This is a genomic window from Agrobacterium larrymoorei (assembly GCF_030819275.1).
Taxonomy (GTDB): Bacteria; Pseudomonadota; Alphaproteobacteria; order Rhizobiales; family Rhizobiaceae; genus Agrobacterium; species Agrobacterium larrymoorei_B.
Genome location: NZ_JAUTBL010000002.1, coordinates 969,305 through 992,333 on the forward strand (window position 1 = coordinate 969,305; position 23,029 = coordinate 992,333).

Genomic DNA, 23,029 nt, shown 5'->3' on the forward strand with positions numbered 1-23,029 from the left:
TATCTCCGCGGCAACATCACCTCCGCTCAGGATGGTGTGACGCCTTTCTAGACTGTCAGGAAGAATGAATGACCGCAGACGTTCCTTGCGCCCTTGCTGTGGAGGACATCCATAAGAGCTTCGGCGATCACGAGGTTCTGAAGGGCATTTCGCTGACGGCGAAGAAGGGCGATGTCATCTCCATTATCGGTTCTTCCGGCTCGGGAAAGAGCACCTTTCTGAGATGCATCAACTTCCTGGAAATACCGGACAGCGGCCGGGTAAGCGTCAATGGTGAAGAGGTGGCGGTCAAGCGCGGGCGCGACGGCAAGTCCGTCCCGCAAAGCTGGCGTCAGGTAGAGCGCCTGCGCACCGGGCTTGGCATGGTGTTCCAAAGCTTCAATCTCTGGGCTCATCGCACGGTTCTGGAAAATGTCATCGAAGCGCCCGTGCATGTCATGGGCGTCAGGCGCGCGGAAGCAGTCGAAAAGGCAGAGGCCCTGCTGCACAAAGTCGGCCTCTATGAGAAGAAGGATGCCTATCCGGCGTTCCTCTCCGGCGGGCAGCAGCAGCGTGCCGCCATTGCTCGTGCGCTCTGCGTCGAGCCTGCCGTGATGTTGTTCGACGAGCCGACTTCGGCGCTCGATCCGGAACTGGTCGGCGAGGTCCTGAAGGTGATCCGTGATCTGGCGGAAGAGGGGCGCACCATGCTGCTCGTGACCCACGAAATGCGCTTTGCCCGCGATGTGTCGAGCCACGTCATGTTCCTGCATCAAGGCCGTGTGGAGGAGGAGGGCTCTCCGCAGCAGGTCTTCAACAATCCCAGCAGCGCACGGACCCGGGAATTTACCGGCGCGCTCGCCAACTGAACAGTCTCATAGGAGTTTGATATGAAGTTTGTTGCATCTCTGCTGGCCGGTACGGCCTTCGCATTGTCGGCTTTCACTGCCAGCGCTGAAGTTCGCTTCGGTGTGATGAATGAGAGCTACCCACCCTTTTTCGCCCAGGATGCCAGCGGCAAGTGGCAGGGCTGGGAAATCGATCTCATGGATGCCGTCTGCTCGGAAATGAAGGAGAAATGCTCCGTCGTCGCTCTGTCCTGGGATGGTTTGATTCCGGCGCTTGAAAGCAAGAAGTTCGACGTCATCTGGTCGTCCATGTCCAACACGGCGGAACGTCAGAAGGTCATCGATTTCACCAACAAGTACTACAATACGCCAAGCAAGCTGATCGGCGCGAAAGACGGCAAGCCCGGCGCCACGGCAGATGACGTGAAGGGCAAGACGATCGGTATTCAGGTTTCCACCATCCAGTCCGCTTACTATGCCAAGTACTTCAAGGATGTCGCCGACGAGAAGACCTATCAGACACTGGACGAAGCCTTTCAGGATCTGGCCGCTGGCCGCATCGACTACGTCTTCGGCGACTCGCTGGTGCTTGACGACTTCCTGAAGACGGAAACCGGTAAAGATTGCTGCGCCGACGCTGGCAATGTTGCCGATGATCCCGAAATCCTCGGTCTCGGCGTCTCGGGAGGTGTGCGCAAGGACGATCAGGAACTGAAGCAGAAGCTGAATGCTGCGCTCGCTGCCGTCCGCGCCAGCGGCAAATATGACGAGATCACCAAGAAATACTTCAGCTTCGATATCTACGGCGCGAAGTAAGTCTGGCTCTCCTCGCAGATGGCAGCTCCAGACAGCATCATCCAGCTCTTGTCTCCCTATCCTCCGGGATGGGGCGGCACGTTGCTGTCCGGGGCGGCCGCGACACTTGCCATTTCTGCCGGCGCCTATCTGATCGGTATCGTGATCGGCATGGCGGGGGCACTCGGCAAGCTTTCTGACAATCGGGCGCTCGGCGTCATCCTCAATCTTTACACGACGTTGATCCGTTCCGTGCCGGAACTCATCCTCATCGTCGGCCTCTATTACGCCGGGACGGACGGCCTGAACCGACTGTTGCAGATGGCGGGCCTGCCGCCGCTGGAAGTCAATGGCTTCGTCGCCGCAGTCGCGGTACTCGGCTTCGTGCAGGGCGCCTACATGACGGAAGTGCTGCGTGGCGCGATCCTGTCGATCCCGAATGGGCAGATCGAAGCCGCGAAAGCCTTCGGCATGTCGCCGTTCTTGCGCTTTCGCCGTGTTGTCCTTCCCGCTCTCCTGCCCAACGCTTTGCCCGGCCTATCCAACCTCTGGCTATCCGTGACGAAGGACAGCGCCTTGGTGGCTGTCGTCGGCTATCAGGAACTGGCGCTTGCCACCCGTCTCGCCGGGGCCAGCACCAAGCATTACTTCCTGTTCTTCATGGCCGCCGCGCTGATCTATCTGGCGATCACGCTTGTCTCCAACTTTCTCTTCCGGCTGATCGAACGGCACGTGCGCCGTGGTCAGCCGTCGCTTGCGTGAGGTGGAGCCATGACTTTTTCCTGGATCGAAAAATACTGGCCGCTTCTCCTCAGTGGAGCATGGCAGACCATCGCCCTGCTGGTCATTTCCGTCAGCCTCGGCTTCATTCTGGCCATTGGTCTTGCCTTTGCCCAAGTCAGCGGTGGAAGGATCACAAGGCTTCTGGCGAGAGGCTACTGCACCTTCTTTCGTGGGACGCCCCTGCTGATCCAGCTCTGGCTTCTCTATTACGGCGTCGGCTCCTTCTTGCCGATGATCCCCGGCCTGCGGCAGAGCTTTCTCTGGCCGATCCTCAGAGAAGGCTTCTTCTTTGCCGCCGTCAGCTTCACGCTGAACTACGCCGCTTACGAGGCGGAAGTTCTGCGCGGCGCGCTGCTCGGAGTGCCCAAAGGCGAGCTTGAGGCGGCGCGGGCTTTTGGCATGAGCCCGTTCAAACTTGCCCGCCGTATCTGGCTGCCGCGCGCCATTCGCAATGCGCTCCCGACGATTGCCGGCGAAGTGGTGATGCAGCTGAAAGCCACGCCGCTGGCCTTCACGGTTACGGTGATGGACCTCTATGCAGTGGCCTATAAGGTCCGTCAGGACACGCTTCTGGTCTATGAGCCGCTTCTGGTCGTGACCGTTTTCTATCTTATTCTCACAGCCATCATTGCCCGCTGCTTCGGCATCATCGAAGCGCAGGTGCCAGTACGACGCTGAGCGGGCAACGCCTGTTCGGTGTGGTGAATAAAAGGAGTTTCTTCATGGGCGATATTCGCATTCTCGACGGCGGCATGAGCCGCGAATTGCAACGGCTGGGTGCCGAACTGAAACAACCGGAATGGTCCGCACTTGCCCTGATCGACGCGCCGGACATCGTCCGTCAGGTCCATGCCGAATTCATCGAGGCCGGTGCCGATGTCGTCACCACCAACTCCTACGCCCTTGTGCCCTTCCACATCGGCGAAGAGCGTTTTCGCAAAGAGGGCGCGTCGCTGATCACACTTTCCGGACGTCTGGCGCGTGAAGCAGCAGATGCGTCTGGCCGCAAGGTCACGGTGGCCGGATCGCTGCCGCCGATTTTTGGCTCTTACGAGCCACAGAATTTCGATGGGTCGCGCGTCCAGGATTATCTTGGTGTGCTCGTCGAAAATCTCGAACCCTTCGTTGACGTCTGGCTTGGTGAAACACTGAGCCTGATCGCCGAGGGCGAGGCTGTCCGTCAGGCGATCGCAGAGACCGGTAAGCCCTTCTGGATTTCCTTCACGCTAGATGACGACCCGGCACAAGTGAACGGCGCGGAGCCGAAGCTGTGCTCTGGCGAAACCGTGCGTGCCGCTGCCGAATGGGCAGCCGGTTCGGGTGCTGCGGCCTTGCTGTTCAACTGCAGCAAGCCAGAGGTGATGAAAGCCGCCGTCGAGACGGCTGCCAACACATTCCAGGAAAAGGGTGTGGCGCTGGAGATCGGCGTCTATGCAAATGCCTTCGAAGGCGAGCAGGGTGACTCAGCGGCCAATGAGGGTCTGCATGGCACGCGCGACGATCTGACCGACGATGTCTACTCGCGCTTTGCCTGCACATGGGCGGATGCTGGCGCGACACTGATCGGCGGATGCTGCGGCATAGGCGCGGCCCATATTCACACCGTCGCTGGGGCTCTCCGCGCACGATAAACTGCGGTGGTGTCTACCGTGTCTCGATCGAAAACACGTCGAGACCGGTGACATCCTCTTCAAGCAGGGTAAAGCCCTGTTTCAGATAGTACGGCCGCTTGTCGGCTGTGGCGCAGAGATAGCAGGTGCCATGGCCAAGTGTCGCAATGTGTTGGCGGGCCTCTTTGATTAAGGCAGCAGCGACGCCCTGATTGCGATAATCGGGGTCGACCCAGAGCGCTGCAATCCATGGGCTATAGTGCGGCCGTGCCTCGAGATCGTTGTCGATGACGAGCACGGAGCCGATGTAGGTCTCGCCTTCATGCGCCACGAGCGCAAAAGGGATGATATCCTGTCCCAACATCGGATCAAGGTGTGCCCGATAATCTTCGAGCGGCACGCCGCTTTCCGTCCACCAGGCGTTCCAGCCGCGATGGGCGATCGTATCGGCAAAGCATTGCCGGTGCCGAAGGTTGGATATCTGCATGTGACGTCTCATCTTCCTGAATCAGAAACCGAGAGCCAGTCTACAAGCACTTGAAAAGCCAGTACAATGATTTAGCCCGGCCGACATAAGACGGCCGGGCTGATAGCGCGCTTACAGCAATGTTCCCCCAAGGATGACGAGCGCGACGGAGAAGTAAATCACCAGACCGCTGACATCCACCAGCGTCGCGACAAACGGAGCCGAAGCGCTAGCCGGGTCCAAACGCAGCCGCTGCAGCAGGAAAGGCAGCATCGAGCCACAGATAGAGCCGAAAGTGACGATGCCGACCAGCGCTGCAAAGACGGTGAAGCCGACCAGCAGCCAGTGTTCGCCGTAGTCATAGAAGCCTGCCTGCTGCCAGACGGTCAGCCGCAGGAAGCCGATGGCACCAAGGATCGCGCCAAGGGCCAGGCCGCTTGGCAGTTCACGCAGCAGCACCCGCCACCAGTCGGAGAGCTTCAACTCGCCGAGCGCCAGAGCACGAATGATCAGGGACGTGGCCTGTGAGCCCGAATTGCCGCCCGATGACATGATCAGTGGAATGAAAAGCGTCAGGACGACGGCCTTTTCCAATTCTCCTTCGAAGTGCTGCATGGCGCTCGCCGTCAGCATTTCGCCGAGAAAGAGGGCGGAAAGCCAGCCGGCGCGTTTGCGGATCATGTCCAAGAAGCCCATGGACATGTAGGGCTTGCCGAGCGCTTCCATGCCGCCGAACTTGTGTGCATCTTCGGTGGTATCGGCAATCATCGTGTCGATCACGTCATCGACGGTGACGATGCCCAGAATGCGGGCATGCTCATCCACGACTGGAATGGCCAGCAGATCGTGCTTGCGGATGAGACGAGCGACGTCTTCCTGCGACATTTGAGGATCGGCGTAAACGACGCTTTCTTGCGATGCGGCGGACAGGATCGATGCTTGCGGATCCGCGGTCACGAGGCGGCGCAACGTAACGACCTTGCTCAAGGTGCCATCCTCGGCCAGCACATAGATGGCATAGACCGTTTCACGCGAACGCTCGACGACGCGAATGTGCGAAAGGGTCTGTTCCACCGTCCAGCTGTCCGGCACGCTGACGAACTCTGTCGTCATGATGGAGCCAGCGGTGCGCGGCGGATAGGTCATCAGATGCTGGATGGCAGCGGCCGTTGCCCGGTCCAGGCGCGAAAAGAGCTTGTTGCGATGGGCCTCATCCATTTCGGCCATGACGTCCGCCACGCGGTCGTCTGACATGAGATTGACGAAGCGAGTGGCCTGTTCCAGAGGAATGGCGGCAATGATATCGGCAGCGTGGTGCAACTCCGGACGGTCCAGAATGGCAACGGCCTTTGGCTGCGGCATTTTCAGCAGAGCGTCGACGGCCTCGTTGACGTCGAGTGCGTTCAGCTGCTCGACACGTTCTGCAATGGTGGAAAGACCTGCATCACCGCTGCGGAAAAGACGTGCGGCCTTGCTGGCTCTCTGGGAGAGGGTGTGAAAGTTCATGATTGCTCACCTTCGAGTCGATCCGCCGATCGCGGCGGTCCGTGGTGAGCCGACAGGAGTCAGATCAGAGCACGTCTCGCCGGTCTCGGCAAAGGCAATCGACTACTACTGTCGCTAGACATCAAACGATGCTCCGTGGATATCCGTGCCAAAAGGTCGTTGAACCCCTGCACGTGGCGTGTGTGGTGCGCCTGAACTGCGTCATAGTCAAGCGGTCCGAAGATGAAATTTTGGCAAGGTTGATTGACGCGCAAAGCAGAACAGATTTTCTCCTGACATCAGGAGCCTACGCTTCCAACGAAAGACGCCGATGGCTGCCATTTTTCGATCGGAAATCACGCCAGATATCGCGACGTCTTGCTTGGCTTATCGTGCCTCAATCAACATAGAAAGCGGCGGCTAATATATGTTGTTTCGACAGCGAGATACGGCTCCGCTCCCGTCCGGTTTAAGCGTTGGTTAACCATAACGGCGATAGGGTGGTCGACAACGTTGGCATGATGCCCCGTGACGATTGTCGGTATGTTTATGGTTCGCCGCCCGCTCTTCACAGCACACAGATTTTTAGCTTTGCTTGCCGCAACTGCGCCCATCGCTCTGGTGGCGACGGTATCGGCTGCGCAATCGGTCTGGACTGGTGCGGGGGATAATGCGTTCGAGAATGACGCAAACTGGACGCCGCGCGCGCCTGCCGCAACCGATAGTGCCACCGTCGATACCGGTTCGCCGCAAGTGTCGACCGGCGAGAGGATCGATCGGTTGGACGTTGGCGGGGGCAACGTCACGGTCACCGACACCGGCGACTTGACCGTCACCAACGGAACGACGATGACGTCGGGGAGCATCACCATCAATTCCGGCGGCCTTTTGACATCGGATGTCGATCTGACCGGCGGCAGCCTTGCTATCGATGGTACGCTTGATGGCAGGCTTTCGCTGCAAAATGGCAGCGTGACTGTGAATGGTACACTTCGGGATGCCGTCATTGAAAGCGGAACCTCGCTTTCCAACAACGGTACGATGACAGGCGCTTCAGTAGAATCAGGCGGGACCTTCACCAACAATGGCGGCGCGACACTTTCTACCTTGGACAATGCCGGTACTGCATCGAATGCGGGTCGTATCGGAACGCTGCAAAATACGGACGGCAATTTTACCAACAATGCCGGTGGTGAAGTTCTTGGCAAGACGACAGTGTCGGGCGGCAGCGTTACCAACAATTTCGTGGTGACGGATGTGGACGTCGCAGCCGCCACGGCTTTCACCAACAACAATGGTGCAACTGCTGGCAATGTCCGCAACTCCGGAACGGTCGTCAACGCCGGAACGGTGGCCTCGCTTCAGAACGACGCTGGCAGCTTTACCAACGATGTCGACGGCAGGATCACCGGCAGAACGACGATCTCTGGCGGAACTGTCACCAATAACTTCGTGGTCACGGATGTCGATGTCGCCGCGGCGGCGGCCTTTGCCAACAATACGGGTGCAACGGCTGACAATGTTCGCAACTCCGGCAATTTTACCAATGCCGGAACGATCTCCTCGCTTCGAAACGATGCAGGAACGACCACCAACAACGCCGGCGGCAGGGTCACAGGCAGGACCACGGTTGCAGGCGGGACGGTCACCAACAATTTTGTGGTGACGGATGTGGACGTCGCTGCCGCAGCCGCCTTCGTTAACAACACCGGGGCCTCTGCCTCCGCCATAATTAACCGCGGCGCGACCACCAATAACGGCACAGTCGCCTCAATCGACAATCAGGCCGGGCTTTTCACCAACAATACCGGTGGAGTGGTTACTGGGACGACGACGGTAAGCGGCGGTACCGTGGTCAATAATGACACGCTCGGCAATGTGCAGAACCGGGTTGGTGGTAGCTTCATCAACAATCTCGGCGCGACGACGGATGCTGTCGTAAACGAAGGAACGGCGACGAATGACGGCACCGTCGCGTCTCTGACCAACACGTCGGGGCGCTTTACCAACACGGGGACGATCACTGGCGAAGCTGCCATCACAGGTGGTGAAGTCAGAAACGATGGTACGATCACCGGCACCGTCGATATCTTCGACGGAGGCCTCTTGAGCGGTGTCGGCGTATCGGGCGGTCTTGTGGTGGGTGCAGGCGGCGTGCTGGCCCCAGGACCCGGCATCGCGACGATGACGATTAGCGGAGATGCGACCTTTCGGAGAGGGGCAGTCTATGACGTCGATATCGATTCCACCGGACGGTCTGATCGTCTCGATGTCTCCGGCACGGCACGCCTTGAAGGCGGCGTGGTCGATTTGCGCGCAGCAAGCGGTACTTACGGTCTTTCAACACGCTACGAAATTCTGACCGCTGGCGTGGTCGACGGCACGTTTGATAGTGTCACCAGCGACTTCGCGTTTTTATCGCCGACGCTCATTTATGGAACGACATCCGTCGATCTTCAACTCGACCGCAACGCGGTTCGCTTTGCGGATGTTGCGCGCACGTCCAACGACCGCGCGGCAGCGGGCGCCATTGAAGCTGCGGGGTCATCGAACACACTGTTTCAGGCCGTCCTGCCCCTGGATATCCAGACTGCGCAGAGTGCCTTTGCCCAGCTCAACGGTGAGATCCACCCTTCGCTCAAATCTGCTCTCATCTCGGACAATACATTGCTTCGCGAGGCGATCCTCGACAAGACCAACCGCGCCACAAGCGAAGGCGAGGTGGCGGAAGGCAGCATATGGGCGACGGGCCTTGTCTCTAAAGAGACTTTCGCTGGCAATGCCATGGCGGGTGGCCTCGAGATAAGCAGAGCCGGAACGCTGGTTGGTGGAGACCTGCCGATTGTAGACGACTGGCGCCTTGGCGGTGTTCTTGGCTACAGCACGCTTGACGCCGCCGCCGGGGCAGAGGTCCAGGCCTACCACTTTGGACTATACACGCATGCTGAGCTGGAGCCGTTCAGTTTCACCAGCGGCGCCATCTATACTCGAAACGAGATCACCACGCGCAGAAACGTCGCCTTTGGTACATTTTCCGATGTGCTGACGGCGGATTATACCCGCGCCACGTCTCAGGTGTTTGCTGATTTGGGCTGGAGGTTCGAGCTGGATAACCTTCGTTTGCAGCCCTTTGCGGGTCTGGCGTATACGGCCGTTGACGGTGGCGCGATCAGGGAAGATGGGGGAGCGGCAGCCCTCGCCATCGAGGACAGGTCTTTCGATACGACCATCTCCACTTTGGGCCTGCGCTTTTCGACCGATCTGGAAATGGGCGAAGTCCCGATACTTCTGTCTGGCATGATCGGTTGGCGCCACAATTTTGGTGAGACGGCATCTTTCGCGGTGGCGCGGTTCGAGGGTGGCAGTCCCTTCATGCTGGAAGGGATCGCAGCCCCGCAGGATACGATGGTGGTGAAAGCCGGTGTTACCGTCCATCTGTCGAAATCGGCGCGTTTGATGGTGAGCTACAGCGGCGACTTTGCGGAGGGCTTCAGCTCGAACGCTGCGCTCGCCAACCTTACGGTCAATTTCTAAAGCATGTCGCGCAAAAGTATGCAGCGGTTTTGCGATCACGACATCCGGCGAAACAAGGGCTCAGAGCGTAGGGAGCTAACCTGAAAGATCGCGGCATGCTCTAGGAAACTCGATTCCTAGATGCTTCGCACTTTTTCCTGTCGCTCCAAAACGATCGCAACGATGAAGACCAGTAATCCCGCAAAGGAGAGGATCGCGCCGACATATCCGGTCGATGCGTAGCCGTAACCGAGAGCGATGACCAAACCGCCGAGCCAGGCCCCAAGTGCATTGGCAATGTTGAAGGCGGAGTGGTTGGAGGCAGCAGCGAGTGTCTGCGCATCGGCTGCCACATCCATCAGGCGGGTCTGGACGGCGGGGCAGGCCGCGAAACCGCAACCAATTAGGAAAACGCACAGGCACAGCATATAGGGATTATGCGCCGTCAGCCCGAAGATCGTCATGAGGACGACATTGAAGGCCAGCATGCCGCCAATGGTGCCGTTCAATGAGAGGTCTGCAAGGCGTGAGCCGACGACATTGCCGACGTTCATCCCGATGCCGAAAAGCGCCAGTACGATCGGCACGGTGGAGACCGGCATCATGGCCACATCCGTCGTGGTCTTGGCGATGTAGCTGAAGACTGCGAACATCCCACCAAAGCCCACCGCAGCGATAGCCAGCGACAACCAGACCTGAAGGCGGCGGAAGGCGCCGAGTTCTCGCCGGACGCTGGCACCTTCCTGCACCTTGTCACGGGGCTGGAACATCCACAGAAGTGCTACAGTCAGCAGTGCGATACCGCCCACCATCAAGAAGGCTGCCCGCCAGGAGAACAACTGGCCGAAGAAGGTGGCGAGCGGCGTGCCAAGAAGCGTTGCGATGGTCAGACCCAGCATGACGCGACCGACGGCACGAGTACGCTTGTGGATCGGCGCCATGGACGCTGCGACGAGGGCGGCAACGCCAAAATAGGCGCCGTGCGGCAATCCGGAGATGAAGCGCAGAGCGGTGAATGTCCAAAAGTCCGGTGCAAGGGCGCTTAAGATATTGCCGGCAGCAAACAGGCCCATCAGCGAAAGGAGAAGCACACGGCGTGTCAGACGCGCGGCAAGAACCGCGATGATCGGCGCGCCGATGACAACGCCGAGCGCATAGGCCGTAATGACGTGGCCAGCGACAGGGACGCTAACTCCATAGGTCGTTGCCACCTCCGGCAAGAGGCCCATGATCGCGAATTCACCAGTGCCGATGCCGAAGCCGCCGGCGGCAAGCGCCAGTTCGATGAGCGCGATAGAGATGGGCGAGAGACCTGTCTGTGCGGAGGGCGCGATGGCAACGTCTTCCGCTTCGGCACGGTTTTCGCGTGGACAGCTTTGGCTCATGGGGTTCCCGGCTGCGACGGAACGCTTCCTATGGAAAAGGGACGTTCACGAAGAAAAAAGGGCAAGATCGACATTGTCGATCTGCCCTGACTGGAGATGTTGGCCACCAAAATGACCTTATGTTGTTTGTATCATGTTTATACGCGTCGCGGTAGTGTCGATTCGATGAATTCCGGATCGTCCCAGCTGCCGATGGAACCCTTTCGACACTAGACGATTTAGGTCGCGCTTCGTGCACAATAGCTGGATGGATAGATGAGGCTGGTTGCGATCTTCAACCGCGATGGCGGAACGTTCAGGACCACCGATCTGGACGCTTATTGCGACCATGCCAGGACGGTATTTTCACAGGCCGGCCACGAGATTGAATGCCGCTTGGTTTCCGGCAAGGATATCGTCAAGGAAATGGAGCGCACCGCCGATGATGCAGGACTGGATGGCCTGATTGCAGGCGGGGGTGACGGTACGATTTCTGCTGCGGCAGGCATCGCCTGGAAGCACGGCATTGCGCTCGGCGTTGTGCCGGCAGGGACCATGAATCTGTTTGCGCGATCGCTGAAACTTCCGCTCGATATCTGGCAGGCAGTCGATACCTTGGCCCAGGGTCAAGTCCAGAATGTCGATATTGCCAGCGCCAACGGTCATCCCTTCGTGCACCAGTTCTCAGCCGGTCTCCATGCCCGCATGGTGCGCTATCGTGACCGTATGCAATATGCGTCGAGGCTTGGTAAAATGCGGGCCAACATTCGCGCAGCACTCAGCGTCGTGCTCAATCCGCCTGTGTTCGACGTGGAATTCACCGTTGCAGGTGAGACCCAGCACCGTCGGGTTTGCGCCATCTCCGCCTCCAATAATGAGTTTGGCCCCAACCCTCTGCTAGTCGCGGATGATGTTACCCGCGGCCGCCTGGGGTTCTATGTGGCAGACGCCTTGAGCCCTTCCGGGGTGGCGCGGCTCGCGGTCGATATTCTGCGCGGCAGGCTGAAGGAAAACGCAGCGGTCACGTCGATGGCAGTCGAAAATGTCGAACTGCATTTTCCCAGGAGGCGTCATGATGTCCGCTGCGTCATCGACGGCGAACTGTTGCCGATGAAGCGCGATGTGGAGCTCAAAATCCACGCCGGGGAACTGAAGGTTATCGTCGCCAAGGATTCTACCAACGTATGATCCAGACTTTAGGGTGCATAAAGGACACTCTAAAATGTGTCGCGATCTTTCAGAATCGCTCTGTAATCTTTGGTTCTTTGGCTTGCCGCATGTCGCGCAAAACCGCTTAACACTTTTGCGCGGCATATTCTAAATCATTGAATCTAAAAATCTTTGTCTGAAAATCGATTTTGATTTTCGGACCGATACTGTAGCCATCGCTTGCAAATTTAACAGCCAGCGGCCATGCTTCCTGTCAGCAGATCAAGGAGCATACAAGGCGTGAACGATTTATCGAGACCAGTCTCCAACCTCGCCGCCATCGACGCTGCACATCATCTTCATCCCTTTTCAGACATGGGAAAGTTGAATGCGACCGGCACGCGCATCATCGAGCGTGCGGAGGGTGTCTTCATCTATGACAGCACCGGCAAGAAATATCTTGATGCCTTTGCTGGCCTCTGGTGCGTCAACATCGGATACGGTCGCAGGGAGATCGCCGAAGCTGTGGCGCAGCAGATGAACGAGCTGCCCTATTACAATGCCTTTTTCGGTACCACCACGCCGCCCGCGGCTCTCCTGGCGCAAAAGATCGCCTCCCATGCCGGGCCGAGGATGAACCATGTGTTCTTCACCAATTCCGGTTCAGAAGCCACAGACACGTGGTTTCGGATGGCGCGGGTCTATTGGAAGGCGCTCGGCCACACAACAAAGACCAAGGTGATTGCGCGGCGCAACGGCTATCATGGCTCTACCGTAGCAGGTGCTTCACTTGGCGGCATGACGTGGATGCACGAACAGGGCAATCTGCCGATCGAAGGCGTCGCCCATATCGGCCAGCCCTATTGGTACGCAGAAGGTGGCGATCTCTCACCTGCAGAATTCGGCCTCAAGGTTGCGCGTGAGCTGGACGCCAAGATCGACGAACTGGGCGAGGAGAATGTGGCTGCCTTCGTTGCCGAGCCCATACAGGGCGCAGGTGGCGTTATCGTCCCACCGGAAACCTATTGGCCGGAAATCGCCCGCATCTGTAAGGCACGCAATATTCTGCTGGTCTCCGATGAGGTGATCTGCGGCTTCGGGCGACTGGGCTCCTGGTTCGGCTACCAGCATTTCGGTTACGAGCCTGATCTGGCACCGATAGCCAAGGGCCTGTCATCCGGCTATCTGCCGATTGGCGGCGTGCTGGTATCGGACCGCGTGGCCGAGGTGATGCTGACTGAGGTTGGCGATTTCAACCATGGCTTCACCTATTCCGGTCATCCGGTCTGCGCTGCGGCGGCTCTCGAAAATCTCCGCATTATCGAGGCGGAAGGACTGGTCGAACGGGTGCGGGATGATATAGGCCCATATTTCACGGAAGGTTGGCAGAGCCTCCTGGACCACGAAGTGGTAGGCGAGGCGGCCAATGTCGGCCTGATGGGCGGCTTGCAACTGACAGCGAACAAGGCAACGCGCAAACGTGTCGACAAGCCGGACGACGTTGGTGTCATCGTCCGCAATCATTGCCTGGAAAATGGACTGGTGATGCGCGCCACGGGCGATCGCATGCTGGCGTCTCCCGCTCTAACCATCACCCACGGCGAGGTGGATCAGATTATTGAAACACTGCGCAAGGGGTTGGACCACCTGCGCGACACCATGAAAGTTTGACGATGGCCGATCACGAGCATCAATACACACTCAAGGTCACATGGACGGGCAATCGCGGCACCGGCACATCCGGTTATAGGGAATATGACCGCGATCATGTCATCTCGGCAGATGGCAAGCCGGATATTGCCGGCTCTTCCGATCCGGCCTTCCGCGGCGATCCGGCACGCTGGAATCCGGAGGAGTTGCTGCTTGCCTCCATCTCTGCATGTCACAAGCTCTGGTACCTGCATTTCTGTGCGGTCTCAGGTGTGGTGGTCAGCGACTATGTGGATGAGCCGGAAGGCACCATGGTTCTGAAGCGGGACGGTGCGGGTCATTTCACCGAGGTTATCCTGAAGCCTTTGATCACCCTCGCAAAGGGAGATCCGCAGACCGCACGAGAACTCCACGGCGACGCACATGAAAAATGTTTCATCGCCAACTCGGTGAATTTCCCGATCCGGGTGGAGCCAACGATCAAAACGCTTTAATTCGCCTGGGCAGTCGCGAGTGAATAATAAAATCTATGGCTACGACCTGAGGCGCCATAGGGTACGTTGACGTGATGGACATCCGTCGGTGCGGGAAGTGAGACGCGCTGAGCAAGCGAGGCGATCGCGTCCTGAAAATCCTCAGGCGACTCCCCGTCGTCCTTTGTATCCACCAGTAGGATAACCGCGCCGGCCGGCCAAAGTGCCGGGATCGTCTCGATATCGGTGTCCGTCGTCACGACCATCGCATCGGGAAACTGGATTTTCAGGTTTCCACCCGCAAGCCCACCAAAAGCAATGACGTAGTCCGGTTTGAACGGGCCATTATGACGAAGTGTCTCAGCAAAGCCCTTATAGGGAATGTGGACGAGCGAGTATCGCTCGAAATGGGGCGAGATCAGCCCGCGTGTAAGGAGAACCCCCAGGAAGCCGATGGCGAGCGTGAAGGTGGAGGTCAGCATCGGCTTGAGCTTCCGTTCGCCCGACAAGCCTGCAGCCTGCACCTTCAGACAGAGATAAAGCGGCCAGAGCAGCACGTAAACAGCAAGCCATTTCTGCCGCATATGGGTGATGCCCATTGCGAAGACGAGCAGTAGCACAAAGACCATTGAGAAAAGAATGATGCGCCCGACGAGGCGTGTAGACTGGTCGCTCGCCCGCATGATGGCCTTGATGTCGCGGAAATAGAGAGCGGAACAGATCGCCGTCGGCAAAGCGATGGCCTTCAGGAATGCAACCAGGAGATCGAGCGATCCATCGAGAGCATAAAGCGTCGTGCTATCAGTCACGTCCCGCATTTCCCGTGTTGTCTGTGTGGTGGCGAGATCGAAATGATTCACCACCCAGAGACAGTGCGGTAGGGCAAGAGCAATGGCTGCGCCGATGGTTAAAAGCATGCGCCAGTCGATGAGACGCTGACGCAGATCCTTGTCCAGAGCAATAGCAAAGACAGCAGCCAGGGGAACGAGAACAAAGTTGTATTTGGCAATTGCGCCGATGCCGATGGCGATCCCCGTGAGTAAATATCCGGCAACGCTGGGCGTCTTAAGCGTTACGAAAAGCGCGTAGGCAAACAAGGCGACGGAAGACAGCGCCAGAACCGTGTGGGTCAAATCCCGCTGTGCCATAACGAAAACGGTCGGCATCGTCAGTACGCCGAGCGTCGCAATATTGGCGAGCGTTCTGTCGCGAAGCATCAGCCTGGCCGTGAGCCAGACAAAAAGACAACAGAGGAAAAGCAGTCCATTCTTGAGCAGGCTCAGCGAGGCGATCGATGGACCGACGAGCACATTCACGCCATGCTGCAGCCATGTGTAAAGGAAGGGTTGGGAGCCGTATCCGAGCAACAGATGCTGAGACAGAAGGGCCTGTTGGGTTTCATCGATTTCGAGCGCTGACGAGCGGACAATGCGAACGACGAATGCGAGAAGGAAATATCCTGCAATCAGGATCAGCGTCAAATCGAGATTGCGGGAGAAACCCTTGCGCATCGTGTCATGTCTCGTCGGAGGTGAAGGTTTTGCTGACGATGTAGTTCGGCGTCCGGTCGTCTCGGTAATAGAGACGGGCGATCATCTCTGCCAGGATCCCCGTGGTGATGAACTGCAAGGAAGAGAGCGACAGAACCACCGCTACCATCAGCATCGGGCGTGTGCCGATATCATTCCCAAGGATGAACTTATCGACGAAGAGATAGGCCATGATGACGGTGGCGAGCGCACCGAGCCCAAGGCCGAGGGACCCGAAGAAATGCCCGGGCCGCGCTTTGTAGCGCATGAAGAACATGACCGACAGCAGATCGAGGATTACGCGGAAAGTGCGCGAGATGCCGTATTTGGACGTGCCGAACTGGCGCGCATGATGCGTCACCTCCATCTCACCAATCCGGCTGCTCGGGACCACGCCTGCCACCCAGGCCGGGATGAAGCGATGCATCTCGCCCATCAGCTTGACCTGTTTGATGACCGAGGTGCGATAGATTTTCAGGCTGCAGCCATAATCATGCAGACGGACACCGGTGATGCGACCGATGAGCCGATTGGCAATCCACGAGGGAATTTTGCGCAGCATCAAACCGTCCTGGCGGTTCTTGCGCCATCCGACAAGAAGATCGAGCTCGCGTCGCTCGAGTTCTGCCACCAGCATCGGAATGTCTTTGGGATCGTTCTGCAGATCGCCGTCGAGGGTGGCGATCAAGCGCCCCCTGGCCGTGTCGATACCCGCTTGCATCGCTGCCGTCTGGCCGAAATTGCGTTGAAGCGCGACAATCTTGAGATCGAGTCCATCGCGACCGAGATAGGATCTGGCATTGACGATCGTCGCATCCGTGCTTCCGTCATCCACCAGAATCAATTCCCAAGTGCCAGGAAAGCTTGTCATCGCGTCGATAACGCGCTCTATCAGAGGACAGACGCTTTCTTGTTCATTGAAAATCGGCACGACAAGCGATAGTTCCGGCGCAGTGTTTGTCGGGATCTCGCTTCGAAGGGCTGTCGTTGTGGGCACGAAGGCTTCCCCGGTTAAGACATTCTTAATATGCTCTTTTGCGGGATAGGCGTCGTTCCGCCAATTGTCCAGTTAGGCTATCACTTGAAAGACAATTCACACAGGATGAAACCGGGGGCGTTGCTTGCAAGCAACGCATTGACGCTCGGCATGGTGGTTGTCGCCATCGCCTACGCCGCCTTCATCCAATGGGTCTGGGGTTGGGGCACGGTCATCAACCTTTGGTCCCATGCCGGCTGGGGAACGATTGTCCTTGCGCTGTCGCTTCTCGTCGCCACCTACGTACTGCGCACCTGGCGCATTTGCGACTACTTCCCGCGAGAAACGACAGGCCGCTTCGCCACGCTTTTTCGCGTGGTCCAACTGCATAACATTCTCAACATCATGCTGCCGTTTCGAAGTGGGGAGACCAGCTTTCCGCTTCTGATGAAACGAGAATTCGGCGTCAATCTTCTCCGCGGTACCTCGGCTCTTCTTGTCATGCGACTCTTCGATTTGCACGCACTTCTGGCGGCAGCCGGGGTGGGTTTGGCGTTGGAAGAAGAGAGCCTATGGGTCTGGGTCGGGTGGCTCATGTTTCTGCTTCTGCCAGCCTTGGGGTTTGTAGCGCGCGACTTGGTCTTCGGGCTCGTGAGCCGACGCTCGTCCACCAAACTCGCTGGAATACTCGAGGAGGTGAGGGCAGGTCTCCCGGTAGACGGCAACGCTTTTATGCGAGCCTGGGGCGCAACTCTGATCAACTGGTTCGTCAAGATCGCCGTGCTGGCCTGGATATTAACGCTGATGGGAAGAATCAGTCTTCCAGCAGGCTTCGGTGGAGCGCTCGGTGGTGAACTCTCATCCGTGCTCCCGGTTCACGCACCAGGCGGCGTTGGCACCTATCCGGCAGGCATTATGGCAGGGGCGGTCGGCTTCGGCGCGTCGGCGGAAGAGCAGGCGCTATCGGCGCTCGGCCAGGCAGCCGTCAACCTTCACCTGCTGGTCATCCTGTCATCACTGATTGGGACGGCTCTGGCGCTTTTCGTGCCGACACAAAAGTAGCGCCAGAAGAGAGACTTACTGGAACGCGGTCTCGTAGAAGCTTCTGAGCTTGCGCGAATGCAGTGTCTCAGTGGGCATGGCTGCGAGTTTCTGGACAGCGCGAATGCCGATCTGAAGATGCTGCGCCACCTGGGTGCGATAGAATTCCGTCGCCATGCCCGGAAGCTTCAACTCGCCATGCAAAGGCTTGTCGGAGACGCAGAGGAGAGTGCCGTAGGGCACACGGAAGCGGAAGCCGTTCGCGGCGATGGTCGCCGATTCCATATCGAGCGCGATGGCGCGCGATTGGGACAGACGCTTCACCGGGCCCGCCTGGTCGCGCAGTTCCCAGTTTCGATTGTCGATGGTCGCGACCGTGCCGGTGCGCATAATGCGCTTCAGCTCGAAGCCTTCATAGCCGGTGACTTCCGCCACCGCGCCTTCCAGTGCAAGCTGCACTTCGGCGAGCGCGGGGATCGGCACCCACACTGGCAGATCGTCATCGAGAACATGGTCTTCGCGTACATAAGCATGGGCCAGGACATAGTCGCCGAGACGCTGGCTGTTTCGAAGACCCGCACAATGGCCGACCATCAGCCACGCATGCGGACGCAGCACGGCGATGTGATCGGTGATCGTCTTGGCGTTGGAAGGACCAACGCCGATGTTGACGAGCGTGATACCCGCATGCCCCTTCTTCTTCAGATGGTAAGCGGGCATCTGCGGCAGACGTCCAAGCGTCGTATCCGTCTCAGGCCGATCCGATCCTGCATGGGTGATGATATTGCCGGGCTCCACGAAGGCGGTGTAGCCATCGCCGCCGTCTGCCATCAGCTTGCGCGCCCATGCGGCAAACTCATCGATGTAGAACTGGTAGTTGGTGAAGAGCACGAAGTTCTGGAAGTGGTTGGGGCTTGTCGCCGTATAGTGGCTTAACCGCGCCAGCGAGTAATCGATGCGCTGGGCAGTGAAGGGCGCAAGCGGCGCTGGCTCACCCGGTACCTGATCGTATTCGCCATTGGCGATCAGATCGTCGGTGTTGTTCAGATCCGGCGTATCGAAGAGGTCGCGAAGCGGCACATCTGAAAGCGAAGAGGCCGCGGACGCTTCCACATAGGCGCCCTCACCGAAGGCGAAATGCAACGGAATGGGCGTTGCCGATTCGGAGACAGTGACGTGAACGCCATGATTCTTGATCAGAAGTCCAAGTTGTTCCTTCAGGTAATGGCGGAAAAGCTGTGGCCGGGTAATCGTGGTCGTGTAGACGCCGGGCGAAGTCACATGGCCATAGGAGAGGCGGGAATCGACATGTCCGAATGTTGACGTCTCGATGCTGACCTGCGGATAGCACGCCCGGTAGCGACCCTCGATGGGTGCGCCCTTGGCGAGATCAGTAAAGGATTTGATAAGAAAGTCGGTGTTGCGCTCATAGAGCGCTGTCAGCGCTTCCACGGCCTGTTTCGGATCATCGAAAGTCTGCGGCGCGAAAGGCTCTGGCGTTATGAAGGCGAGGGGCGGAATCGTGTGCTTTGCTATTGTCATGGCCCATTATAGGGAGCCTAGTTCGACAAGCAAGCGACAGAAATATGTGTGTTTTGAAAAAGCCGTCAAAAACCGCTCAACCGATGGCGCCGCGTTGCAAGCTCATCAGGAGCACGAAGCCAGCGCCTTTGGAAACTGGCCTTGGATCGGCTTTGTAAATGGCGAGTCCGGCGAATGGACCCAGAAAGACCGATGCCATGATGAACATTCGGAGTCCGGAGAGCAGCGCGTTCGAGATGTTTCTGTTCATTGTCAACCTCACAACGTAACGTGGCAGCTGGGCGAAAAGCCATGCTGGCAGGTGTAGGCAGCGCCCACACTGATGCGCTGAAAGCTGCGGTTGGGGCTGACCACCAGAGCGGCAAACGACATGGCGAAAATAGCCATCAGAAGAACGATGATGCTGAAGCGACGTATCAAGATTGCCATGTCCATTCCCCGTGTTGTTGCCATGTCCCTTACTCTGGACACGACACTGCCACAGTTGGACTGAACCAACCCTGAGAGGTGGGTTCATGTGGGGTTCAGGGACGTTAACAGGATTGGTTGTAACGACGAGTTGGGCAGCGCGCCGAGCATTTGTAACTGGCGGACAAGGCACGTCTACCATTGCCAAGGGCGTACTTTCACCGAACCAGCATACGCATGGATTTCATGCCCGCTACGGCTTCGGGGGTTACAAGCGTTAATTGAGGTGGCCTTGGGACGAGGCTGAATGTCACGAGATCAAGGCTTGCACTTACTGAACGGCAGCAGCGGAACGCAGATGCAAGGTGTCGCGGGGAGGACGCAATAATCCAACGTCAAGGCTGTCGCCATGGGCCGAGTTCTGAGCTCCTCGTGGCGACAAAAAAGGCGCCAGATGATGGCGCCTACTGCATGACGAACAGGTGTCGGCGTAAGCCGTCTCTCGATCCTGTCATTTCGGATCTCACGCCCGAGCTTTGACTTTCTTCTTCGCCGGCGCAGGTGGCGGTACGATCACGGTCTCGGCTTCGCGCGCCAGACGGGCTTCACGCAGGCGCTCTGTCTTTTTCAGGCGTTGTGCGGTCTCCGCAGCCAGGATTTGAGAAACAGCATCGTTGGTTGCGGAGGCTTTTTGCTGAGGGGTCAGTTTGCCGGGTTTGAAGAATTCATCTTTCGTAGCGGTCATGTTGAAACCCTTTCATTTCGTAGAGCGCCGTGCGTCTCTCTAGACGCACAAAAGACGCTCCAACTGTTCAATCTGCGCATCGTGGTGTTCTGAAAATCGAAATCGACTTTCGGATCGATGCTGTTGCTGTCAGCGAGTGCGGACAGCTTTCTTAGGCGCAGGCAGAAGGCCTTCACGCTGCATCTTCTTCTTCGCAAGCTTGCGGTGGCGACGCACGGCTTCGGCCTGTTCGCGAACGCGTTTTTCCGAAGGCTTCTCGTAAGACTGGCGCGCACGCATTTCGCGTAGCAGGCCTTCGCGCTGCATCTTCTTCTTCAGCACGCGAAGCGCTTGTTCGACATTGTTATCTCTGACGAGGACTTGCAAAGGCTTTTTCCTGACTCGGCGTGGCGCCGCTATTTTCTTGTTCGTACCAGATCGTGGTTGATCCAGCCGCCCGGTTTGGAGACTTTGGTCGCTGCGGTATCCGGCTTTTGCTTGGCCGTTGCCGCAAGATCGATATCGTCCTGACTGACCGTGCGATCAAAGTTTTCGCCGTCGAGTCGGATACGGTAGCGTCTGCTTCCCTGTGTTGTTTCCGGCATTGCCGCGATAATCCGGGCGCTCTGCTGAGACGTAGGATCGCCGTTCGTTCTGGACTTCAAGACGATAACATTGCCGGTTTTGTATGACATTTTTGGCATCAGGATTCTCCCAAGCCACAAAGACAAAAGGCCGAGCGATAGGCCCGACCTTTCTTCAGTCACTCAGCGTCTGCTGCCAGTACATCCGTGGTCAGCGTCAGCGAGAGACAATTTATGCCGCCTGAAGATTGTCAGCGGAGTTCTTGCCGGACTTGCGGTCCTGGACAATGTCGAAGCTGATCTTCTGACCGTCGACGAGCGAGCGCATGCCCGCACGTTCAACAGCGGAGATGTGAACGAAAACGTCCGTGCTGCCGTTGTCAGGCTGAATGAAGCCGAAGCCCTTGGTGGCGTTGAACCACTTTACAGTACCAGTGTTCATAACGATTTCCTTTCGTAGCAATCGTTGTTTGTCCCGAAATACCTTGCGGGATTAGATCGATGTTTTGAGAGGAAATCCGACGGGAGCTAGGCTCTGGACCGACGTCACAAGCAATGGTCGATAAGTTCAATATAGGCTCAATTTTCGGTTTTGCAAGGACGGAATGGAAATTAGCGCGAGAAACCGTCTCTCACCCCTTTTTGCATGGCAATTCGCACGCCGCGATGTCTGCCCCAGCCGCCCCGCAAAATAAACGTCGGGACGGCTGGTGATGTTACGCCACTCTACTGCTTGAAAACCTTCTGCAGGAAAGCCTCGAACGACGGACGCCAGACATCCATCTCGTGGCCAAGGCCCTTATATTCCACATATTCGTGTTTGATCTTCTTGTCGTCGAGGATCGTTTTCAGCCCGGCTATGTCCTTTCCTGTCACCTGATCTTCCGTGCCAACGGTGACGGTGAAGTTGCGCAGGCTCTCGTTGATTTTCTCCGGCGTGTTGAGCGCAGCTTCAACTGCCTTGTTGGGCACCGTGGTGGTAGAGACTCCACTGAAGTCCGCGATCCAGCCAAATGTGCCGAGGTGGGTCAAACCGGAAACGAGCGCTTGATAACCACCTTGCGAGAGGCCGACGATGGCGCGCCCGTCCGCATCATCTCGCACGCGGTAATGCGCCTTCATATAAGGAATGAGGTCTCCCACCAGTTCCCGGTCGATGGCATCCGCATTGATGGGGTAGAAGCTCTTACGCCGGTCGGCGGCCGGGAAGTTTTCCGCGATCGCCTCCGGGATATCGGCCTCGGTATCTGGGATGACGACGACCATCGGCTCGATCTTTTTCTCTGCCAGCAGATTGTCGAGAATTTGCGGCGCGCGACCCTGTGTCACCCACGAGTCCACCGTGTCGCCAAAGCCATGATAGAGATAGAGGACAGGCAGAGGCTCGCTCGCATCGCTATAGCCGGGCGGGGTGTAGACATAGGTCTGGCGCTGTGACTTCAATGCCTTCGATGGGATCGTCACCCGCCGCAACTCGCCATGCGGCACATCGCGGATATCGAGAATGCTCCCCGGCACGAGAACGAGACTGGTGTTCACCTGCCGCTGCGGCTTGGGCATATTCGTGCCGGTGTCGATGCTGCGGAAGCCATCGATGTTGAAGTAGTACTCATAGAGGTTAGGCTTTAGCGCCTCGGTCTTCACGCTCCACAGACCGTTCTCGGCCTTCGTCAATTCCATCGGGGCGCGAGAGCCGAGCACGACAGACACTGTTTTCGCCGACGGCGCAAACAGGCGGAAGGTGATGGACCCATCCTGTTCGACTGCGGTGACGAATTCATTCAATGGACGGCTGGCAGGTGGTGCCGCAGGTGGATCGATTGCCATGGCAGGTCCGCTCATGATGCAAGTGGCAACAAGAATATAGGGCAGAAATAAACGCAACTCAGTCTCCTCCAGTTCAAATACCCCCGGATGGAGACTGGCAGATGAACCTCAAGAGTTCAATGTGTTAGAAGATTCTGATTTACGTGAGCCCTGCGGCAACATGGCGTCGACCATCTTAAAAGACGCTCCTTGGAGGTCTTGCGTCCTGCAAGAACGCGAGAGAAAACGCATTGGCAATGAACATTGAGTTGTCTGAATAAATTCAAAGAGGCGCCGCAATGGA

General features: G+C 57.8%; 23 protein-coding genes. 10 read left to right on the forward strand and 13 right to left on the reverse strand.

Going from position 1 to position 23,029, the window contains the following annotated elements; genetic code table 11:
• Positions 1 to 68 precede the first annotated feature (68 nt).
• The 5 genes from QE408_RS13285 to QE408_RS13305 are packed head-to-tail and all read left to right on the forward strand — an operon-like array spanning position 69 to position 4,036.
• A complete protein-coding gene (locus QE408_RS13285; RefSeq protein ID WP_306931832.1) occupies positions 69 to 848 on the forward strand; it encodes an ABC transporter ATP-binding protein in 780 nt (259 codons plus the stop codon).
• Between the two features lie 21 nt (positions 849 to 869).
• Complete coding sequence (locus QE408_RS13290; protein WP_306931833.1) at positions 870 to 1,643, forward strand: transporter substrate-binding domain-containing protein; 774 nt, start codon at positions 870 to 872, stop codon at positions 1,641 to 1,643.
• Between the two features lie 18 nt (positions 1,644 to 1,661).
• On the forward strand, positions 1,662 to 2,384 hold the full coding sequence (locus QE408_RS13295) for an ABC transporter permease (RefSeq protein ID WP_306931835.1): 723 nt from the start codon (positions 1,662 to 1,664) through the stop codon (positions 2,382 to 2,384).
• Between the two features lie 9 nt (positions 2,385 to 2,393).
• Positions 2,394 to 3,083 (forward strand): ABC transporter permease, encoded by a 690-nt coding sequence (locus QE408_RS13300; RefSeq protein WP_306931837.1) that lies wholly within the window; start codon positions 2,394 to 2,396, stop codon positions 3,081 to 3,083.
• Positions 3,084 to 3,127: 44 nt separating this feature from the next.
• Positions 3,128 to 4,036 (forward strand): homocysteine S-methyltransferase family protein, encoded by a 909-nt coding sequence (locus QE408_RS13305; protein WP_306931839.1) that lies wholly within the window; start codon positions 3,128 to 3,130, stop codon positions 4,034 to 4,036.
• A 13-nt stretch (positions 4,037 to 4,049) separates the two neighbouring features.
• Here the strand turns inward: QE408_RS13305 and QE408_RS13310 are convergent, their stop codons facing one another.
• Positions 4,050 to 4,502 carry a GNAT family N-acetyltransferase gene (locus QE408_RS13310; protein ID WP_306931841.1) on the reverse strand — a complete coding sequence of 151 codons (453 nt, stop codon included), beginning with the start codon at positions 4,500 to 4,502 and terminating at the stop codon, positions 4,050 to 4,052.
• A 111-nt stretch (positions 4,503 to 4,613) separates the two neighbouring features.
• On the reverse strand, positions 4,614 to 5,987 hold the full coding sequence (gene mgtE / locus QE408_RS13315) for a magnesium transporter (RefSeq protein WP_306931843.1): 1,374 nt from the start codon (positions 5,985 to 5,987) through the stop codon (positions 4,614 to 4,616).
• Positions 5,988 to 6,509: 522 nt separating this feature from the next.
• On the opposite strand from mgtE, the gene QE408_RS13320 reads away from it, so the two are divergent.
• Complete coding sequence (locus QE408_RS13320; RefSeq protein ID WP_306931845.1) at positions 6,510 to 9,500, forward strand: autotransporter outer membrane beta-barrel domain-containing protein; 2,991 nt, start codon at positions 6,510 to 6,512, stop codon at positions 9,498 to 9,500.
• Between the two features lie 116 nt (positions 9,501 to 9,616).
• On the opposite strand, the gene QE408_RS13325 is transcribed toward QE408_RS13320, so the two are convergent.
• The gene (locus tag QE408_RS13325) at positions 9,617 to 10,864 is read right to left on the reverse strand and encodes an MFS transporter (RefSeq protein ID WP_306931847.1); all 1,248 of its coding nucleotides are present in this window, start codon (positions 10,862 to 10,864) and stop codon (positions 9,617 to 9,619) included.
• A gap of 255 nt (positions 10,865 to 11,119) precedes the next feature.
• Here QE408_RS13325 and QE408_RS13330 point away from each other — a divergent pair, with 255 nt between their 5' ends.
• The 3 genes from QE408_RS13330 to QE408_RS13340 all read left to right on the forward strand — a co-directional run bounded on the left by QE408_RS13330 (position 11,120) and on the right by QE408_RS13340 (position 14,136).
• Entirely contained in the window at positions 11,120 to 12,031 is a 912-nt protein-coding gene (locus tag QE408_RS13330; protein WP_306931849.1) for a diacylglycerol/lipid kinase family protein, read from the forward strand.
• A 261-nt stretch (positions 12,032 to 12,292) separates the two neighbouring features.
• Positions 12,293 to 13,663, forward strand: a complete 1,371-nt coding sequence (locus QE408_RS13335; protein ID WP_306931851.1) for an aspartate aminotransferase family protein — start codon at positions 12,293 to 12,295, stop codon at positions 13,661 to 13,663.
• Between the two features lie 2 nt (positions 13,664 to 13,665).
• Positions 13,666 to 14,136: an OsmC family protein gene (locus QE408_RS13340; RefSeq protein ID WP_306931853.1), complete on the forward strand. Its 471-nt coding sequence runs from the start codon at positions 13,666 to 13,668 to the stop codon at positions 14,134 to 14,136.
• On the opposite strand, the gene QE408_RS13345 is transcribed toward QE408_RS13340, so the two are convergent.
• Both QE408_RS13345 and QE408_RS13350 read right to left on the reverse strand, forming a co-directional pair.
• Entirely contained in the window at positions 14,133 to 15,626 is a 1,494-nt protein-coding gene (locus QE408_RS13345; RefSeq protein WP_306931855.1) for an ArnT family glycosyltransferase, read from the reverse strand. The genes QE408_RS13340 and QE408_RS13345 overlap by 4 nt on opposite strands.
• Before the next feature lie 4 nt (positions 15,627 to 15,630).
• A complete protein-coding gene (locus QE408_RS13350; protein ID WP_306931857.1) occupies positions 15,631 to 16,641 on the reverse strand; it encodes a glycosyltransferase family 2 protein in 1,011 nt (336 codons plus the stop codon).
• Between the two features lie 150 nt (positions 16,642 to 16,791).
• Here QE408_RS13350 and QE408_RS13355 point away from each other — a divergent pair, with 150 nt between their 5' ends.
• Positions 16,792 to 17,682, forward strand: a complete 891-nt coding sequence (locus tag QE408_RS13355) for a lysylphosphatidylglycerol synthase domain-containing protein (protein WP_306934798.1) — start codon at positions 16,792 to 16,794, stop codon at positions 17,680 to 17,682.
• A 15-nt stretch (positions 17,683 to 17,697) separates the two neighbouring features.
• Here QE408_RS13355 and amn read toward each other — a convergent pair whose 3' ends face one another.
• The 8 genes from amn to QE408_RS13395 form a co-directional block, all read right to left on the reverse strand.
• Positions 17,698 to 19,203 (reverse strand): AMP nucleosidase, encoded by a 1,506-nt coding sequence (gene amn, locus QE408_RS13360; RefSeq protein WP_306931858.1) that lies wholly within the window; start codon positions 19,201 to 19,203, stop codon positions 17,698 to 17,700.
• Positions 19,204 to 19,279: 76 nt separating this feature from the next.
• Complete coding sequence (locus QE408_RS13365; RefSeq protein WP_306931860.1) at positions 19,280 to 19,453, reverse strand: hypothetical protein; 174 nt, start codon at positions 19,451 to 19,453, stop codon at positions 19,280 to 19,282.
• Positions 19,454 to 19,461: 8 nt separating this feature from the next.
• Positions 19,462 to 19,632 carry a hypothetical protein gene (locus tag QE408_RS13370; protein WP_306931861.1) on the reverse strand — a complete coding sequence of 57 codons (171 nt, stop codon included), beginning with the start codon at positions 19,630 to 19,632 and terminating at the stop codon, positions 19,462 to 19,464.
• 502 nt (positions 19,633 to 20,134) lie between these two features.
• Complete coding sequence (locus QE408_RS13375; RefSeq protein WP_306931862.1) at positions 20,135 to 20,356, reverse strand: hypothetical protein; 222 nt, start codon at positions 20,354 to 20,356, stop codon at positions 20,135 to 20,137.
• 129 nt (positions 20,357 to 20,485) lie between these two features.
• Entirely contained in the window at positions 20,486 to 20,722 is a 237-nt protein-coding gene (rpsU, locus tag QE408_RS13380) for a 30S ribosomal protein S21 (protein ID WP_306931863.1), read from the reverse strand.
• Between the two features lie 29 nt (positions 20,723 to 20,751).
• Entirely contained in the window at positions 20,752 to 21,039 is a 288-nt protein-coding gene (locus QE408_RS13385) for a hypothetical protein (protein ID WP_306931865.1), read from the reverse strand.
• Positions 21,040 to 21,151: 112 nt separating this feature from the next.
• Positions 21,152 to 21,361: a cold-shock protein gene (locus tag QE408_RS13390; RefSeq protein ID WP_062425694.1), complete on the reverse strand. Its 210-nt coding sequence runs from the start codon at positions 21,359 to 21,361 to the stop codon at positions 21,152 to 21,154.
• 284 nt (positions 21,362 to 21,645) lie between these two features.
• Positions 21,646 to 22,803: an esterase gene (locus tag QE408_RS13395; protein ID WP_306931871.1), complete on the reverse strand. Its 1,158-nt coding sequence runs from the start codon at positions 22,801 to 22,803 to the stop codon at positions 21,646 to 21,648.
• Positions 22,804 to 23,029 lie beyond the last annotated feature (226 nt).

Coding starts and splice junctions, on each gene's coding strand:
- QE408_RS13285 (WP_306931832.1), top strand. CDS start 69: ATGACCGCAGACGTTCCTTGCGCCCTTGCTGTGGAGGACATCCATAAG.
- QE408_RS13290 (WP_306931833.1), top strand. CDS start 870: ATGAAGTTTGTTGCATCTCTGCTGGCCGGTACGGCCTTCGCATTGTCG.
- QE408_RS13295 (WP_306931835.1), top strand. CDS start 1,662: ATGGCAGCTCCAGACAGCATCATCCAGCTCTTGTCTCCCTATCCTCCG.
- QE408_RS13300 (WP_306931837.1), top strand. CDS start 2,394: ATGACTTTTTCCTGGATCGAAAAATACTGGCCGCTTCTCCTCAGTGGA.
- QE408_RS13305 (WP_306931839.1), top strand. CDS start 3,128: ATGGGCGATATTCGCATTCTCGACGGCGGCATGAGCCGCGAATTGCAA.
- QE408_RS13310 (WP_306931841.1), bottom strand. CDS start 4,502: ATGCAGATATCCAACCTTCGGCACCGGCAATGCTTTGCCGATACGATC.
- mgtE (WP_306931843.1), bottom strand. CDS start 5,987: ATGAACTTTCACACCCTCTCCCAGAGAGCCAGCAAGGCCGCACGTCTT.
- QE408_RS13320 (WP_306931845.1), top strand. CDS start 6,510: ATGTTTATGGTTCGCCGCCCGCTCTTCACAGCACACAGATTTTTAGCT.
- QE408_RS13325 (WP_306931847.1), bottom strand. CDS start 10,864: ATGAGCCAAAGCTGTCCACGCGAAAACCGTGCCGAAGCGGAAGACGTT.
- QE408_RS13330 (WP_306931849.1), top strand. CDS start 11,120: ATGAGGCTGGTTGCGATCTTCAACCGCGATGGCGGAACGTTCAGGACC.
- QE408_RS13340 (WP_306931853.1), top strand. CDS start 13,666: ATGGCCGATCACGAGCATCAATACACACTCAAGGTCACATGGACGGGC.
- QE408_RS13345 (WP_306931855.1), bottom strand. CDS start 15,626: ATGCGCAAGGGTTTCTCCCGCAATCTCGATTTGACGCTGATCCTGATT.
- QE408_RS13355 (WP_306934798.1), top strand. CDS start 16,792: ATGGTGGTTGTCGCCATCGCCTACGCCGCCTTCATCCAATGGGTCTGG.
- amn (WP_306931858.1), bottom strand. CDS start 19,203: ATGACAATAGCAAAGCACACGATTCCGCCCCTCGCCTTCATAACGCCA.
- QE408_RS13365 (WP_306931860.1), bottom strand. CDS start 19,453: ATGAACAGAAACATCTCGAACGCGCTGCTCTCCGGACTCCGAATGTTC.
- QE408_RS13370 (WP_306931861.1), bottom strand. CDS start 19,632: ATGGCAATCTTGATACGTCGCTTCAGCATCATCGTTCTTCTGATGGCT.
- QE408_RS13375 (WP_306931862.1), bottom strand. CDS start 20,356: ATGACCGCTACGAAAGATGAATTCTTCAAACCCGGCAAACTGACCCCT.
- QE408_RS13385 (WP_306931865.1), bottom strand. CDS start 21,039: ATGCCAAAAATGTCATACAAAACCGGCAATGTTATCGTCTTGAAGTCC.
- QE408_RS13390 (WP_062425694.1), bottom strand. CDS start 21,361: ATGAACACTGGTACTGTAAAGTGGTTCAACGCCACCAAGGGCTTCGGC.